Source organism: Parabacteroides sp. CH2-D42-20, assembly GCF_003670185.1.
Classification (GTDB): Bacteria; Bacteroidota; Bacteroidia; order Bacteroidales; family Tannerellaceae; genus Parabacteroides; species Parabacteroides distasonis.
Genome location: NZ_RAYG01000008.1, coordinates 77,423 through 91,494, shown reverse-complemented (window position 1 = coordinate 91,494; position 14,072 = coordinate 77,423). Strand labels below are relative to the sequence as shown.

General features: G+C 44.2%; 10 protein-coding genes and 1 tRNA gene. 7 read left to right on the top strand and 4 right to left on the bottom strand.

Features of this window, described 5'->3' with window-relative positions; all coding sequences use genetic code 11:
• The first annotated feature begins 50 nt into the window (after positions 1-50).
• The 4 genes from D7V92_RS06640 to D7V92_RS06625 all read left to right on the top strand — a co-directional run bounded on the left by D7V92_RS06640 (position 51) and on the right by D7V92_RS06625 (position 6,256).
• The gene (locus D7V92_RS06640; RefSeq protein ID WP_008780333.1) at positions 51-1,508 is read left to right on the top strand and encodes an MBOAT family protein; all 1,458 of its coding nucleotides are present in this window, start codon (positions 51-53) and stop codon (positions 1,506-1,508) included.
• A gap of 5 nt (positions 1,509-1,513) precedes the next feature.
• Positions 1,514-2,422 (top strand): hypothetical protein, encoded by a 909-nt coding sequence (locus D7V92_RS06635; protein WP_121772540.1) that lies wholly within the window; start codon positions 1,514-1,516, stop codon positions 2,420-2,422.
• A gap of 44 nt (positions 2,423-2,466) precedes the next feature.
• Positions 2,467-5,202, top strand: coding sequence for a substrate-binding domain-containing protein (locus D7V92_RS06630; protein WP_121772539.1), 2,736 nt, complete (start codon positions 2,467-2,469; stop codon positions 5,200-5,202).
• Between the two features lie 175 nt (positions 5,203-5,377).
• Positions 5,378-6,256, top strand: a complete 879-nt coding sequence (locus D7V92_RS06625; protein ID WP_005856006.1) for a carbohydrate kinase — start codon at positions 5,378-5,380, stop codon at positions 6,254-6,256.
• Positions 6,257-6,548: 292 nt separating this feature from the next.
• Here the strand turns inward: D7V92_RS06625 and D7V92_RS06620 are convergent, their stop codons facing one another.
• Entirely contained in the window at positions 6,549-7,037 is a 489-nt protein-coding gene (locus tag D7V92_RS06620; RefSeq protein ID WP_005856008.1) for an SPOR domain-containing protein, read from the bottom strand.
• Between the two features lie 85 nt (positions 7,038-7,122).
• Between D7V92_RS06620 and D7V92_RS06615 the strand changes: the two genes are divergently transcribed.
• Complete coding sequence (locus tag D7V92_RS06615; protein ID WP_172681029.1) at positions 7,123-9,234, top strand: S9 family peptidase; 2,112 nt, start codon at positions 7,123-7,125, stop codon at positions 9,232-9,234.
• Between the two features lie 68 nt (positions 9,235-9,302).
• Here D7V92_RS06615 and D7V92_RS06610 read toward each other — a convergent pair whose 3' ends face one another.
• The gene (locus D7V92_RS06610; RefSeq protein WP_008771817.1) at positions 9,303-10,361 is read right to left on the bottom strand and encodes a class I fructose-bisphosphate aldolase; all 1,059 of its coding nucleotides are present in this window, start codon (positions 10,359-10,361) and stop codon (positions 9,303-9,305) included.
• Between the two features lie 155 nt (positions 10,362-10,516).
• Between D7V92_RS06610 and D7V92_RS06605 the strand changes: the two genes are divergently transcribed.
• Both D7V92_RS06605 and D7V92_RS06600 read left to right on the top strand, forming a co-directional pair.
• Complete coding sequence (locus D7V92_RS06605) at positions 10,517-11,068, top strand: NADH peroxidase (protein ID WP_005856013.1); 552 nt, start codon at positions 10,517-10,519, stop codon at positions 11,066-11,068.
• 138 nt (positions 11,069-11,206) lie between these two features.
• Positions 11,207-11,293, top strand: a tRNA-Ser gene (locus D7V92_RS06600).
• Positions 11,294-11,301: 8 nt separating this feature from the next.
• On the opposite strand, the gene D7V92_RS06595 is transcribed toward D7V92_RS06600, so the two are convergent.
• A complete protein-coding gene (locus D7V92_RS06595; protein WP_121772538.1) occupies positions 11,302-11,823 on the bottom strand; it encodes a GNAT family N-acetyltransferase in 522 nt (173 codons plus the stop codon).
• 41 nt (positions 11,824-11,864) lie between these two features.
• Positions 11,865-14,063, bottom strand: coding sequence for a tetratricopeptide repeat protein (locus D7V92_RS06590; RefSeq protein ID WP_121772537.1), 2,199 nt, complete (start codon positions 14,061-14,063; stop codon positions 11,865-11,867).
• Positions 14,064-14,072: the final 9 nt, after the last annotated feature.

Sequence of the window (14,072 nt, the reverse complement as noted above, 5' to 3'; positions counted from 1 at the left end):
ATCTTTGCGCCTTGATGATACATATTCTTGAGTCTGAAAATTAAATATTTATGTTATTTAATTCCATAGAGTTCCTTATATTCCTGCCATTGGTTTTCTTTGGTTACTGGTTTGTTTTCAAGTCTTTGCGGTGGCAAAATCTATTTGTGGTAGCTGTTAGTTACCTGTTCTACGGATGGTGGGACTGGCGCTTTTTGCTGCTGATCCTGTTTACGTCGTTATGCAGTTACTTGAGTGGAGTCTATTTGGAGAAATGCGCTGGCAACCGGTCGGTCCAAAAGTGGATAAGTGCCGGTAATATTTTACTGAACCTTTCGATCTTGGGCGTATTTAAGTACTTTGATTTTTTTACCGAGAATTTGGTAAATGTCCTTCACCTATTGGGCTGGGATGCCGATTACGTGACGTTGAATATCTTGCTCCCTGTCGGGATCAGTTTTTATACGTTTCAGGCTTTGAGCTATACGATTGATGTTTACCAAGGTAAAATCAAGGCGACTCATGATATTGTGGCATTCTTCGCTTATATCAGTTTCTTCCCCCAATTAGTGGCGGGCCCGATAGAACGGGCTACCCATTTGTTACCTCAGTTTCTCCGGCCTCGTAATTTCGATTGTGATCTGGCGTTGGATGGTATACGCCAGATGCTTTGGGGATTTTTCAAGAAAGTGGTGGTTGCCGATAACTGCGCTTTGTTCGTGAACGGTGTGTTTGAGAATTACCAGACGTTGGATGGGAGTACCTTGTTTCTGGGGGCTTTCTTCTTTACGATACAGATTTACGGGGATTTTTCCGGATACTCGGATATAGCGATCGGCTGTGCCCGGTTGTTTGGCATAGACCTTATGCAGAACTTTAAGTATCCTTATTTCTCCCGGGATATAGCGGAGTTTTGGCGGCGTTGGCATATCTCTTTGACGACTTGGTTCCGGGATTATATCTATATACCCCTAGGGGGAAGCCGGGCAGGGAAATGGAAGAGCTTCCGGAATACCCTTGTTATTTTCTTGGTAAGTGGGTTCTGGCACGGGGCTAACTGGACGTTTGTGGCATGGGGAGCGTATCATGCATTGTTGTTTCTGCCATTGTTATTGTTGGGTCAAAATAGGAGATATAGAGATTCCGTGGCGGAAAACAGTTTCCTCCCCTCTGTGAAGGAATTGACACAGATGGGAGCTACGTTTTTGCTGGTCTTATTGGGATGGATTCTGTTCCGGTCGGAAGATATATCCCAAGCGGCTGTGTATCTCGAGCGGATGTTCAATGTCTCGTTATTCTCGGCTCCTCAGCTTGTGGGCTTGGGATTCGGGCAACTCCTGCTGAAGAAATGTTTCTTTTTCACGGCTCTTATGTTCGTCGTGGAATGGATCGGCCGAAAACAGGCGCATGGGTTGATGATAGAGGACCTGAGCCTTCCGGTTCGGTATGTTATCTATACGGTATTGCTGATTATCATCTATGGTTTCGACGCCAGTAATCCACAAGGTTTCATTTATTTTCAATTCTGATAAGTATGAGAAGGTTCTTTATAGCTATATTCCGGTATTTAGGGGTGGTAGGATGTTTAGGGTTGCTTAGTTGCCTGCTGATCCGCTCTTATTTTCATATAAGCGTACCCAGCCTCAAAAGTGATCCGGAAGTGGAGGTATTGATTTTGGGCGATTCCCATCCTTTACATTCGATATCCGCCGATATGCTGGGGAAATCGAGGAATGACGCTAAATCCAGTGAGAATTATTTCAATACCTATATCGATTTATGCTTGAAAGCGCCTTACCTTCCCCATTTGAAAACCGTGATATTGGGGTTTGGTTACCACACGTTTACCGTGGCCGATGATTCCTATCAAGATGAGTTTCCTGCCTATATGTCTATTTATCCCCATCTAAAGGAGCGGGAGGATTTGCGACTTTTGGTACAGGAGGCTGTTTCGCCGGTAACCCGTAAGGAGGTCATGTATTCGTATGAGTTTGGCGTTCCGTTCAAGAATTGCGTAGCTGAGATTAAAAGGAATGTGATCGAGCGTATTTTCACGGGGGCGACCGGGGGAACACTAGACGTTATTATCGATCGTCATTACTATGATGATAAGGGTGCTTATTTATTGCCATCCTCATTTCAACAAGAGATGTTGGGGCGAATCGTAGAGGAATGTAAGAAGCGGGATCTGTCTCTTATTTTGTACAATGCCCCTGTTTCCACGGAATATATGGAACGGGTTCCTTCGAGTTATCGAGAATTGACGGATTCTTTGGCTCGGGAATACGTGGATGATAAAACGGTCTTTTATTTGAATTATACGGCTGTACCGTTACCTGATTCTTGCTATAGGGACGCTGATCATTTGAATGAAATCGGTATCCATAGATTTACCCCGTTGTTAAACGATACCTTGACTTGTTTGGGGGTAATTTCGGAATAGTTTTCGTATATTTGTAGAATAAACGATCGAATTAAATATACCACATGAAAGGAAACCCGCTTTATATCCTGTTTTGGCTATTCCTTATTCTTTGCTTTGCCTGTTCGCCCGGTAAAAAAGAAAAGAAATATGTCATCGGTGTATCTCAATGCTCGATGACGGATATTTGGCGTCAATCCATGATACGTGATATGGAAGTGGAGGCTTTAAATCATCCGGAGATCGAGCTGGTCGTGATGGATGCCATTCAAGATAATGATACTCAGATCAGCCAGATAAAAGGTTTTATCAAGAAAAAGGTGGATTTGCTGATTATATCGTCGAATGAGACCGAGCCTGTTACGCCTGTCGCTGTTGAGGCGTACAGGGCTGGTATTCCCACTATCATATTGGACCGGAAAATTAATAGCGATGAATATACGACGTATATTGGAGCGGATAATTACGAGATCGGTCGCTCGATCGGAATGTACATCAGCTCCTTGATCAAGGGGGAGACAACGATTTTAGAGATATGGGGACGGAGAGGCTCTTCCTCCGCTACAGAAAGACATCAAGGTTTTGTCGATGCGATGTCTATTGATCCGAATGTGAAAATCCGGGAGTTGGATGGGTATTGGTACAGGAAGAATGCCTATGAGGAAGTCTTGAAGCTGGATTCCATAGAGGATGTCGATATCGTTTTCGCTCATAATGATATGATGGCCTTAGGGGCCCGTGAGGCGATTGAGGAGCGAGATTCGTCGCTGGTGGGGCACATGGAATTTATAGGCGTGGATGGACTCTTGGGAGGAGGCTTAGGCGTGGAGGCGGTTGCGCAGGGTAAGTTGGATGCCTCTTTTTATTATCCGACAGGTGGTGGGGTGGCTATTAAGGTAGCATGGCAGATCTTAAGCGGACAAGCTTATACGAAAAAGTATGCATTAAGCACCGCTATGATCGATAAGACCAACGCCGGTACCCTTTATTTACAATCAGACCGGTTGGTAGAATATCAACGCCAGATCGAGAAACAGCGTGCGAATTTGTCGCAATTGCTCTCGAAATATAACTTTCTTTATAGTTCCTTGATTATTATCTTGATATTGGCGCTTTTGTTGGGTGGTTCCGCTATTTACACGGTTTATATTAATCGTAAAGTGCGCCAGAAGAATCATTTGTTGAATGAGAGAAATCGTTTGGTACAACAACAGAAAGAGGAACTCTCGGTAGCAAACCAGCGTATCGAGCAAGTCACGACACAGAAATTGCAGTTCTTTACGAATGTATCTCACGAGATAAAGACTCCTTTAACCTTGATTCTAGGGCCTCTGAACAAGATGGCGCAAGATGCCCCGGCAGGCGCTTTCGCGGATGATATCCGCATCGTTAAGAAGAATGCGGAACGCTTGAAACGTGTGATCGACCAATTGCTGGATTTTCGGAAGATAGAGAATAATAAGATGGGATTGCGGGTTACTAAGATGGATTTGGTCTTTTTAATCCAAGAGGTGAAATCTTATTTTAATACTCTGGCCCAGAGTAAGCGAATTGATTATACCTTCCTGCATGAAATGGATTCTCTTTTTGTTTGGGTGGATACGGACAAAATGGAGAAGATATTAACGAACTTGCTTTCGAACGCTTTTAAGTTTACCCCGGAGCAGGGGAAGATTACGATTCGTTTGCGGGAGGAGGAGACGGAGGTTGTCTTATCGGTGGAAGATAATGGAGAGGGTATTCCCCCGGAAAACCTAGCCTCCGTATTCGAGCGCTTTTTTACAAGCGGGCAAAGCTATGCTCCGGGAACGGGTATCGGACTGCATCTGACACGGGAATTTGTCCTTATGCATAAAGGCTCGATCCACGTGGAAAGCGAGCAAGGCGAACGGACAGTGTTTACCGTTCAGATCCCGAAAGGTAAATCTCATTTTGATGAATCTTGTGTCTTTCTGTCGAATGCGACAGAATCGTCCTCTGGTGTAGCGCATTTGGATATATCCCAAGTTCAAGAAACGTTGAATAAGAAATATGATTATATGATCTTGATCGTTGAGGATGATTGGGATATTCGCGCTTATTTACAGCATGAGTTGTCCGGGAATTTTAATGTACTTGTAGCGGAGAATGGTGCCAAGGCCTTGGATATTCTATTGAAGGAAAATGTATCACTGGTCGTCAGTGACGTGATGATGCCGGAGATGAATGGCTTCGAGCTTTGCCGCCGGGTTAAGTCGGATATGGCCCTCAGTCATATCCCGGTAATCTTGCTTACGGCTCTTTCGGATGACAGTCAACGCTTGTATGGATTTGAGGGGGGAGCGGATGAATATATCCAGAAACCGTTCAATATCGAGATCGTGAAATTACGTATCATTAAATTGTTGGAAGAACGTAATCGTTTGCGAGAGGTTTTCTTGAAAGAGTCTCAATCGCCTGCGGGACTTTCCATCGAGACAAAAGGGAAGGTAGAGAGTCTGGATGATTTGTTTATGCGTAAGTTTATCGCTTTGATAGAGGAGAATTATAGCGATCCCGATTTCAGTATAGAGAAAGGCAGTGAGAAACTGGGCCTGTCTCGTGTGCATTTATATCGAAAGGTGAAGGAGTTGTCCGGGATTACCCCTACGGACTTTTTGCGTAACTATCGTTTGAAAAAGGCATCCGCCCTATTGAAGCAGCGATCCGGAACGATTAGCGAGGTTGCTTATGCCACGGGATTCGGCTCGCCGGCCTATTTCTCCAAATGCTTTAAAGCGGTTTATAATATAACGCCAACCGAGTTTATAGAGTCTTTGTAAGGATGCTGCTTGTACAGATGTTACATACGGGTAACGTCTGTTATTGTCCCTTGAAAATAAATCTTTTATGTAACTTGTGTGATTTATCTTGTAGCTATAGTTATCGTTGTATTTATAACGATGATATACTTTTGCGGTGTCGATAAGTACAAAAGTTGTTTTTAATAGAAAGACCATGGAACAGGTGACTGAATCAAGACGTAAACCAATTGTCGTTGGGATTGGAGAATTATTATGGGATATGCTTCCTTCCGGGAAAAAGGCTGGGGGGGCCCCGATTAATTTTGTCTATCATGCGTCTTGCCTAGGTGCTGAGGGATATGCTATCAGCGCTGTCGGAGATGATGAGTTGGGTAAAGAGATCGTTGATGAGTTGGATAAGAATCATATCCAGCATTTGATCGAGAAAGTGCCTTACCCGACGGGAACCGTTCAGGTAGAGTTACGAGAAGGTATCCCTACTTATACGATTCATGAGCGAGTGGCTTGGGATCATATATCGCCTACATCCGACGCGATTGATTTGGCGGAGAAAGCGGACGCTATTTGTTTCGGTACATTAGCCCAGCGTTCCCGTCAGTCCCGGGAGACGATACAAGCGATCTCGTCGTTTGCGCCGAAAGACGCTTATCGTTTGCTGGATATCAATCTTCGCCAGCGATACTATGATAAGGAGTTGATCGAGGAGTCTTTGTACTTAGCGAATGTGTTGAAGGTGAATGATGAGGAGTTTAACGTTCTTCGGGACTTATTCGGCTTGAATGGAACTGAGAGGGAAGTGGCTTTATGGTTTATTGAGAAATACGGCCTTCGGATGTTTGTCTTGACTGCGGGGAGCTCCCATAGTACGATTTATACGAGAGAGGAGATCTCTACGTTGCCCACGCCGGAGGTCACGGTGGCGGATACGGTCGGGGCGGGGGATGCTTTTTCGGGGGCTCTAATCATTTCGCTCTTAAAGGGGAAGTCCTTAAGCGAGGCCCATCATTTCGCTGTAAAGACAGCGGCTTTCGTTTGTACGAAAGAAGGTGCGTGGCCGGTTTATGAAGAGTAATTCGTTTATATCATATGTGTTTAGATGTTTTGAGTTTATACAATTTCGAATAGGTATTACGTTTTTAAGGTAAAAAGGTTGTTAGGATATAAGAAGAGAAAGGCAAAAAGAAAAAGATGGTTTTTGTTTTAGGTTAAGTTAGATTAGATTGGTGAAAAGTGGCTCGGCTGTTGAAGTCGGGCTATTTTTATGTCCTTATGTTTCCTTCAAATAGAATGGTCTCGATAACCTGCAAGATTCTTCTTACAGGCTAACGAGACCTTCCGCTTTTATCTTTTCTGATAGCTTACAATTAATAAGCTCTCTCCAATAACCAAGCATCTTGGAAGTTAGGAGCGTATTTAGCCTTGATGGCGTCACGGCTATCGGCGGCGTCCGCTTTATTGTCGAAGCTAGCGACGATCACACGCAACATCCCTTGCTCGTTCTCGCCCAACACTGCGTTGTAACCATCATTCTGCATACGTTCTTTTAATGCGTAAGCGTTTGTCTTGTTCTTGAAACTACCGACAACGACGCTATAACGTTTCAGACGGCTGGCGTCCTCACCTTGAGCGGCGTTGATTTTTTCCGTACGAGTGGTAGCCGTAGAGGTTCTGGGTTTTGAGACAGGAGCGACCTCAACAACTTCTTCCTCTTGTTCTACAACCTCAACAGGAGCTGTCGACTCTTTTTCTTTGGCCTGTTCGTAAGCAGCCTTGTACGCGCTCTGTTTAGGTTTACATGAGCCGAGTGCTAATACCATACATACAGCGGCTCCAAATAACCAAATCTTATTCATACTGTTCAGTTCTTATAATTAGTAACGCGAAGATATAAATTATATTTAGTACTTTCGCACTCAAATTGTAATATATTATAACGGCATGAATAAATCTATCGGAACAATGATTATGGCAACATCCCTACTGTTAGGTGCTTGCAATCCGGCTACGGATGTGAACGTGAAGGAGACCGGCGATAAGAACCTTATCGGGAAGTCGGACATCCGGATCAAAGACGGCCGCATGACCCCGGAGGCTTTGTGGGCCATGGGACGTATCGGCGGTATGAACGTATCTCCGGACGGGAAAAGAGTGGTGTATACGGTGGCGTACTATAGTGTACCGGAAAACAAGAGCAACCGTGAGGTCTTCGTGATGAACGCGGACGGATCGGATAATAAGCAAATCACGAAAACCGGATTCGCTGAGAACGAGGCCGTATGGATCAAAGGAGGAACCAAGATCGCTTTCTTATGTAACGAGAGTGGTAGCAGCCAGCTTTGGGAGATGAATCCGGATGGGACGGACCGTAAGCGACTTTCCGATTATGACAAGGATATCGAGGGTTTCGCTTTCTCTCCCGATGAGAAAAAGGTCTTGTTTATCTCGCAAGTGAAAACCGTGAATAGTACCGCTGATAAATATCCGGATTTGGATAAGGCGACAGGTGTTATCATTACGGATTTAATGTACAAGCATTGGGATGAGTGGGTGACTACCGCTCCGCATCCTTTTGTCGCCGATTTCGATGGCAAATCGATCAGCAATCCTGTGGATGTAATGGAGGGCGAGTTGTTTGAGAGCCCGATGAAGCCGTTTGGCGGTATCGAGCAATTGGCTTGGAACACTACCTCGGACAAGATTGCCTATACCAGCCGCAAAAAGACGGGTAAAGAATATGCGATCTCTACGAATTCGGATATTTATGTATATGATCTGAATACGAAGCAAACGACCAATATAACGGAAGAGAACAAGGGATATGATACGAATCCCACCTATTCTCCGGACGGAAAGAGTATCGCTTGGCTAAGTATGGAACGTGATGGTTACGAGGCGGATCAAAATCGCTTGATGGTAATGAATCTGGAGACGGGTGAGAAAACATTCGTAAGCAAGGATTTTGACTCCAATGTGGATTCTTATTGCTGGAGCGCTGATTGCAAGCGTATCTATTTCACGGGCGTTTGGCATGGCGAGTCGCAGGTTTATCAGATAGACTTGGCGAATGGCAATAAGATTACCCCGCTGACCGAAGGTATGTACGATTACGCCTCTGTCGCTCTTCTGGGCGATAAGCTGATCGCTCAACGTCATTCCATGAGCATGGGAGACGAGATCTATTCGATCGATTTGACAGGGGATCATACGGTAACTCAACTTACGTTCGAAAACAAACATATTTACGACCAGCTTACGATGGGTAAGGTAGAGGAACGTTGGATGAAGACGACGGATGGCAAGCAGATGCTAACGTGGGTTATCTATCCGCCTCAGTTCGATCCGAATAAGAAGTATCCTACCTTGTTGTTCTGTGAGGGTGGCCCGCAAAGCCCTGTGAGCCAGTTCTGGTCTTACCGCTGGAATTTCCAGATCATGGCGGCTAATGACTATATTATCGTGGCACCGAACCGTCGGGGTCTTCCCGGATTTGGCTTGGAATGGAATGAGGCTGTCAGCGGCGATTATGGCGGACAATGCATGAAAGACTATTTCACCGCTATTGACGAGGTAGCCAAGGAACCGTATGTAAATAAGGATCGCTTGGGTTGTGTAGGCGCCAGCTTCGGTGGATTCTCCGTATATTGGTTGGCAGGTCATCATGATAAACGTTTCAAGGTGTTTATCGCCCACGATGGTATCTTTAATATGGAAATGCAGTATCTGGAAACGGAAGAGATGTGGTTCGCCAATTGGGATATGGGTGGAGCGTACTGGGAAAAGCAAAACGCTACGGCTCAGCGTACATTCGCGAACTCTCCGCATAAGTTCGTGGACAAATGGGATACGCCTATCCTTTGTATCCATGGAGAGAAGGATTACCGGATCTTGGCTAATCAAGGAATGGCAGCGTTTAACGCCGCGGTTCTTCGGGGGGTACCGGCCGAGTTGTTGATTTATCCGGATGAGAACCATTGGGTATTGAAACCCCAGAATGGCGTTCTATGGCAACGCACATTCTTTGAGTGGTTGGATATGTGGTTGAAGAAATAAAATTTGAAGGCCGTCCCCAAAGTATATAGCTTTGATGGACGGCCTTCTTTTCTCAACGCAATAACAAACTAAGCGATAGTAATATCCTTATCCAAATAAATATCTTGAATTGAATGAAGTAACTCCACGCCGTCTTTCATCGGACGTTGGAACGCCTTTCTTCCGCTAATCAGCCCCATGCCACCCGCACGTTTGTTTATGACAGCAGTGACGACAGCGTCTTTAAGATCTGAGGCGCCATGAGATTCCCCGCCGGAGTTGATAAGCCCGACACGTCCCATATAATTATTGGCAACTTGGTAACGGCAGAGGTCGATCGGATGTTCTGTCGTTAACTCTGTGTACATCTTTTGATCGATCTTCCCGAAATTGATAGCGGTGAAACCTCCGTTGTTCTCCGGTAGCTTCTGCTTGATGATATCGGCCTTGATCGTGACGCCAAGGTGATTAGCCTGTCCGGTCAAATCGGCTGCCGCGGAATAGTCGATGCCATCCTTTTTAAAAGAGCTGTTTCGTAAATAGCACCATAATACGGTCGCCATACCTAGTTCATGGGCATACTCGAATGCGTCGGCAATCTCGACTAGCTGACGTCGGCTTTGCTCTGATCCGAAATAGATCGTGGCCCCTACAGCTACGGCGCCCATATTCCATGCTTCCTTCACCGTGCCGAATAAGATTTGATTGTAAGAATTCGGATAAGTAAGAAGCTCATTATGATTTAGTTTTACCAAGAATGGAATCTTATGGGCATATTTTCGTGCGACTGACCCTAGTATGCCGAACGTAGAAGCGACTGCGTTGCAACCACCCTCGATCGCTAATTTTACGATATTCTCCGGATCGAAATAAATGGGGTTTGGAGCGAAGGAAGACCCTGCGGTATGCTCGATATCTTGATCTACCGGGAGGATAGAAACATATCCGGTGTTAGCTAATCTTCCGTGCCCCAACAAGGTTTGCAGACTATTGAGAGTCTGTATGTTTCTATCTGAATTGACCCACACATCGTCCACGCAAGTGGGTGATGGAAGATGAAGCAGCGATTTATCAATAGTCTTACATACGTGATTTAAATAATAATCACTTTTGTCTCCTAATAAACTAATAATCTTAGATGTATCCATATAAATAAATATTTACTTAGTAAACAATCACTGTCAAAAATAAGTTCCATAGTTTTTATCGATTAACACATAGAATTAATCTATCGATGAATTATGGTAGTATCGGATAGTTTAGTTAATTTTGTGCCATACAACCAATAAAAATTTTGCGATATATGAAAAAGAAATGGATTTGCACAGTATGTGGTTATGTACACGAAGGTGATGAGGCTCCTGAGTTCTGCCCTCAATGTAAACAACCAAAAAGCAAATTTAAAGAATTAGTAGAGACAGAAGGTGCGTTACAATTCGTTGACGAACATGTACTAGGTGTTGCTAAAGGTGTAGACCCAGTGATTTTGGAAGGTCTGAACGCTCACTTTATGGGAGAATGTACCGAAGTTGGTATGTATTTGGCCATGAGCCGTCAAGCAGACCGTGAGGGTTATCCTGAGGTAGCTGAGGCATTCAAGCGTTACGCTTGGGAAGAGGCTGAGCACGCTGCTAAGTTCGCAGAGCTTCTTGGCGACGTAGTTTGGGATACGAAGACTAACTTGAAAAAGCGTATGGAAGCTGAGGCTGGCGCATGCGAGGACAAGAAACGTATCGCTACATTGGCTAAACAACAGAATTTGGACGCAATCCATGATACCGTACATGAGATGTGCAAAGACGAGGCACGTCATGGCAAAGGATTTGAAGGTTTATATAATCGTTATTTCAAGTAATTTAGAGGTATTAGTTATATGTTTTAAAGAGGGGCGTTCTGTGAAGAATGCCCTTTTTTGTATTTGATAAAGTAATTTTAGCCTTTCAAGAGAATAACGATACTATATTTTATGTACTTTTGTACACATCAACCACAAGGAAAGATGCCGGAGTGGTCGAACGGGCCGCACTCGAAATGCGGTGAGCGGGTAACCGCTCCCTGGGTTCGAATCCCAGTCTTTCCGCTTGATAACTATAACTTATTCACGCAGAATACTAAATGAAGCATATCGATATTGCGATAATGTTTTATGAAATTTGCGATTTCCCTCATATCGTTTCTTAGTGCTACTTTTTGAGAGGGGATATTTGTGTCCCGTATGATGGAGTATACTTTGTCGAAGTTAAGGATATTGAAGGCGTATTCCTTACAAGCTATGGCGGCCTCGGTAGCATAACCTTTATGCCAGTATTCCGCCCTAAGCAAATAACCGATCTCCGGAACCTGTTGACCATTGAATTCTTGATAGGTGAGACCACATTGACCGATAAGCTCTCCGCTGTCTTTCTCTATCATCCCCCATAAGCCCAAACCATCGTTTTGATACCTCCTTAATTGCTTATCAAGCCATTCTTGTACCTCTTTTTTACTGAACGCTCCCTCGTAAGCGTACATTACAATCGGATCTTGTAAAAGCTTACAGATATTATTAAAATCATCTTGTTTTAATTCCCTTAATAGGAGTCGCTTTGTCTCTAATATCATCTCTTTCATACGATATTTCTTTTTGTCTTCTCAAATTGTTGGATGACTAGTTAGAATATATCGCTCAAGGAATACCGGAGTTGATCCATCATCAACGGCACTTCCGCCTCCTCGATTCCCGCTACAAGAAGATCGGGAATATCTTGATTGAACTGCTCTTGGAACTTCGAGAAATCACCGGACTCTTTCTCCACGGCTTTTTTATAAAAAGCAAGCGCTCCCTTGATATTCTGTAATGCCCATTCCGTATGTCCCGCATTCAAGAAATCTTGGGTGTTGGGTTGATTATCCATGATCTTTTTGTAATAATTACGGGCCTGATCGTATTTACCGGTCAAGAAAGAACACCAAGCGATCGGACGCCAAGCCTTCGTACTTTTATTGTCCAGATAATCTACCTTGAAATAATATTTCAGCGCCTCATTATAATTCTTGAGTTCAAGATGGCAGTGGCCGATACATATTTGGATCGATAAATCATCCGGATTGAAAGCCTCGTAACGATGATAGTATTTCAACGCTTCTTCCGGTTGCTTTAAGGTACGGTAACAACCGGCGATCCGGCGAATAACCCATTTACTGTCCGGATTGATAAGATCCGCATGTAAATAAGCCTCCAAGGCGCCTTGTATATCGCCATTCATTTGTTTGCAGTAACCGATTTTCTGGAATAAGATATCACTTTCTTGATTTGCATCGGATAAGCGATTGTAGATCGTGAGCGCGTCAAGGAAGTAATTCTTCCGGAGATAATACTCCGCTATAGTTGTCAAACTTTCCTCATCACTGACGTAAGGCTGCAAAATTGGCAGGTTATGAAAGTCTAGCGCAGATGTAAATATGTCATCAAAATCCAGATGTCCCGGATAAAGTTTGAAGAAACGATACAAGTCCTGTATGTACTGTCCGGATATGATTTCCAGTTTTCCCCGTTTACTGATCAATTCCTCCTTCGTTTGCTGAATCATCTCGGAGGCTTGACTACCAAACTGTCCCATCATCATTTGACGGGCTTGATCCGGCAATTGCATCATACTGAAATATAAGGAATATTTATCGGAATTACACATGAATGCCGCAAGAGTCATGGAATCTAGCATATCCTTTTCCGTTTGATTCTTGCTCAACTGATTGCCAAAAGCGGAATGCTCGGTCGTGAATGGCATGAACCAGTTACCCAGTTCCCGGAAAAAGGGGAAATGCTTTAGATGCACGAAAGTAGAGTGCATTACGTCCGCGCCTTCTTGTTGTAGTTCGCTGAACTCCTCCATTTTCTTCCCTAAGGAACTGTTCGATAACATATTCTGCCACTCCGGATTCATCTCGTTTCCGAGAAGTTCCGGATTGATATCCTTTAAGTTTATCTTTTGACTGATTTTAGGGCCTAGCTTGATCATCTCCGGGATGATCTCGTCTTGTAGCTTACGGGTGATTTTCTCTGTCTCACGGGCTAGGATAAAACGAAGGGTAATCGTGCGGATCGCTTTCGTGAAATTAGGAAATCCCTCGGATAAAGCCGCTAGCCGATCCGCTATCTGCGGATATAGTGCCGTACGTTTCCTATAGGTATAGAGCGTCAAGAGAATCCCGATCAACGCGCGGTAACGAATCTCATCTTCTTGGAGATTGGCCGCATCGAATAATAATAGCAGTTTCTCCTTATCGAAAGCGGCTTGCAACCCCAGCATTAATGCCGATACGATTTGGCTACCGATGATAAAAGGCAACTCTTGGTCATTCAATAGGTTCCTGATGGAGGCTATTTCTTCCTTATTGAGAGGATTTGAGGTCCAGATCTTATTGAACAATAGGATCGTGGCGGATTCGATTTGCTGCTGCTCCGTAATGGTTCCGGTCGGAGTCTCTATCTTCACCAAAGAGGCGTTTCTCAAAACCTTATGGAGCTGGTCATAGTTGGTAAGCTCCTTTTGCATCATTCGCCTACGGCTATAATAGGAGAGAGGCGAATCTACCGATAAGGCCTTGTGCTTCACTATATCCGCGAACTCATAGCTGGATGCGATCAAGTTGTTGTATATCTGGTCTTGCATCGGATCTTTAGCCCCCTCGATCCGGTATCGCAACATATATTTATAAGTATCTTGTAGCTCGTTCAACCTGTCTTGGAATGAGTACTCACGTATTCCCGCTATTAAACCTTGGAGAAAATCGAACGCATTCTTTAGCTCCTTTTCGTCTAATGAACCGATAATTCGGTTGTATGCTTTATTTATTTCTTGTATTGTCATATACTATTA

Bases quoted from the DNA above. Each gene is read 5' to 3' on its own strand.
- D7V92_RS06595 (WP_121772538.1), bottom strand. From the start codon at position 11,823: ATGAAAGAGATGATATTAGAGACAAAGCGACTCCTATTAAGGGAATTA.
- D7V92_RS06615 (WP_172681029.1), top strand. From the start codon at position 7,123: ATGAATAAATCTATCGGAACAATGATTATGGCAACATCCCTACTGTTA.
- D7V92_RS06635 (WP_121772540.1), top strand. From the start codon at position 1,514: ATGAGAAGGTTCTTTATAGCTATATTCCGGTATTTAGGGGTGGTAGGA.
- D7V92_RS06590 (WP_121772537.1), bottom strand. From the start codon at position 14,063: ATGACAATACAAGAAATAAATAAAGCATACAACCGAATTATCGGTTCA.
- D7V92_RS06605 (WP_005856013.1), top strand. From the start codon at position 10,517: ATGAAAAAGAAATGGATTTGCACAGTATGTGGTTATGTACACGAAGGT.
- D7V92_RS06630 (WP_121772539.1), top strand. From the start codon at position 2,467: ATGAAAGGAAACCCGCTTTATATCCTGTTTTGGCTATTCCTTATTCTT.
- D7V92_RS06610 (WP_008771817.1), bottom strand. From the start codon at position 10,361: ATGGATACATCTAAGATTATTAGTTTATTAGGAGACAAAAGTGATTAT.
- D7V92_RS06640 (WP_008780333.1), top strand. From the start codon at position 51: ATGTTATTTAATTCCATAGAGTTCCTTATATTCCTGCCATTGGTTTTC.
- D7V92_RS06625 (WP_005856006.1), top strand. From the start codon at position 5,378: ATGGAACAGGTGACTGAATCAAGACGTAAACCAATTGTCGTTGGGATT.
- D7V92_RS06620 (WP_005856008.1), bottom strand. From the start codon at position 7,037: ATGAATAAGATTTGGTTATTTGGAGCCGCTGTATGTATGGTATTAGCA.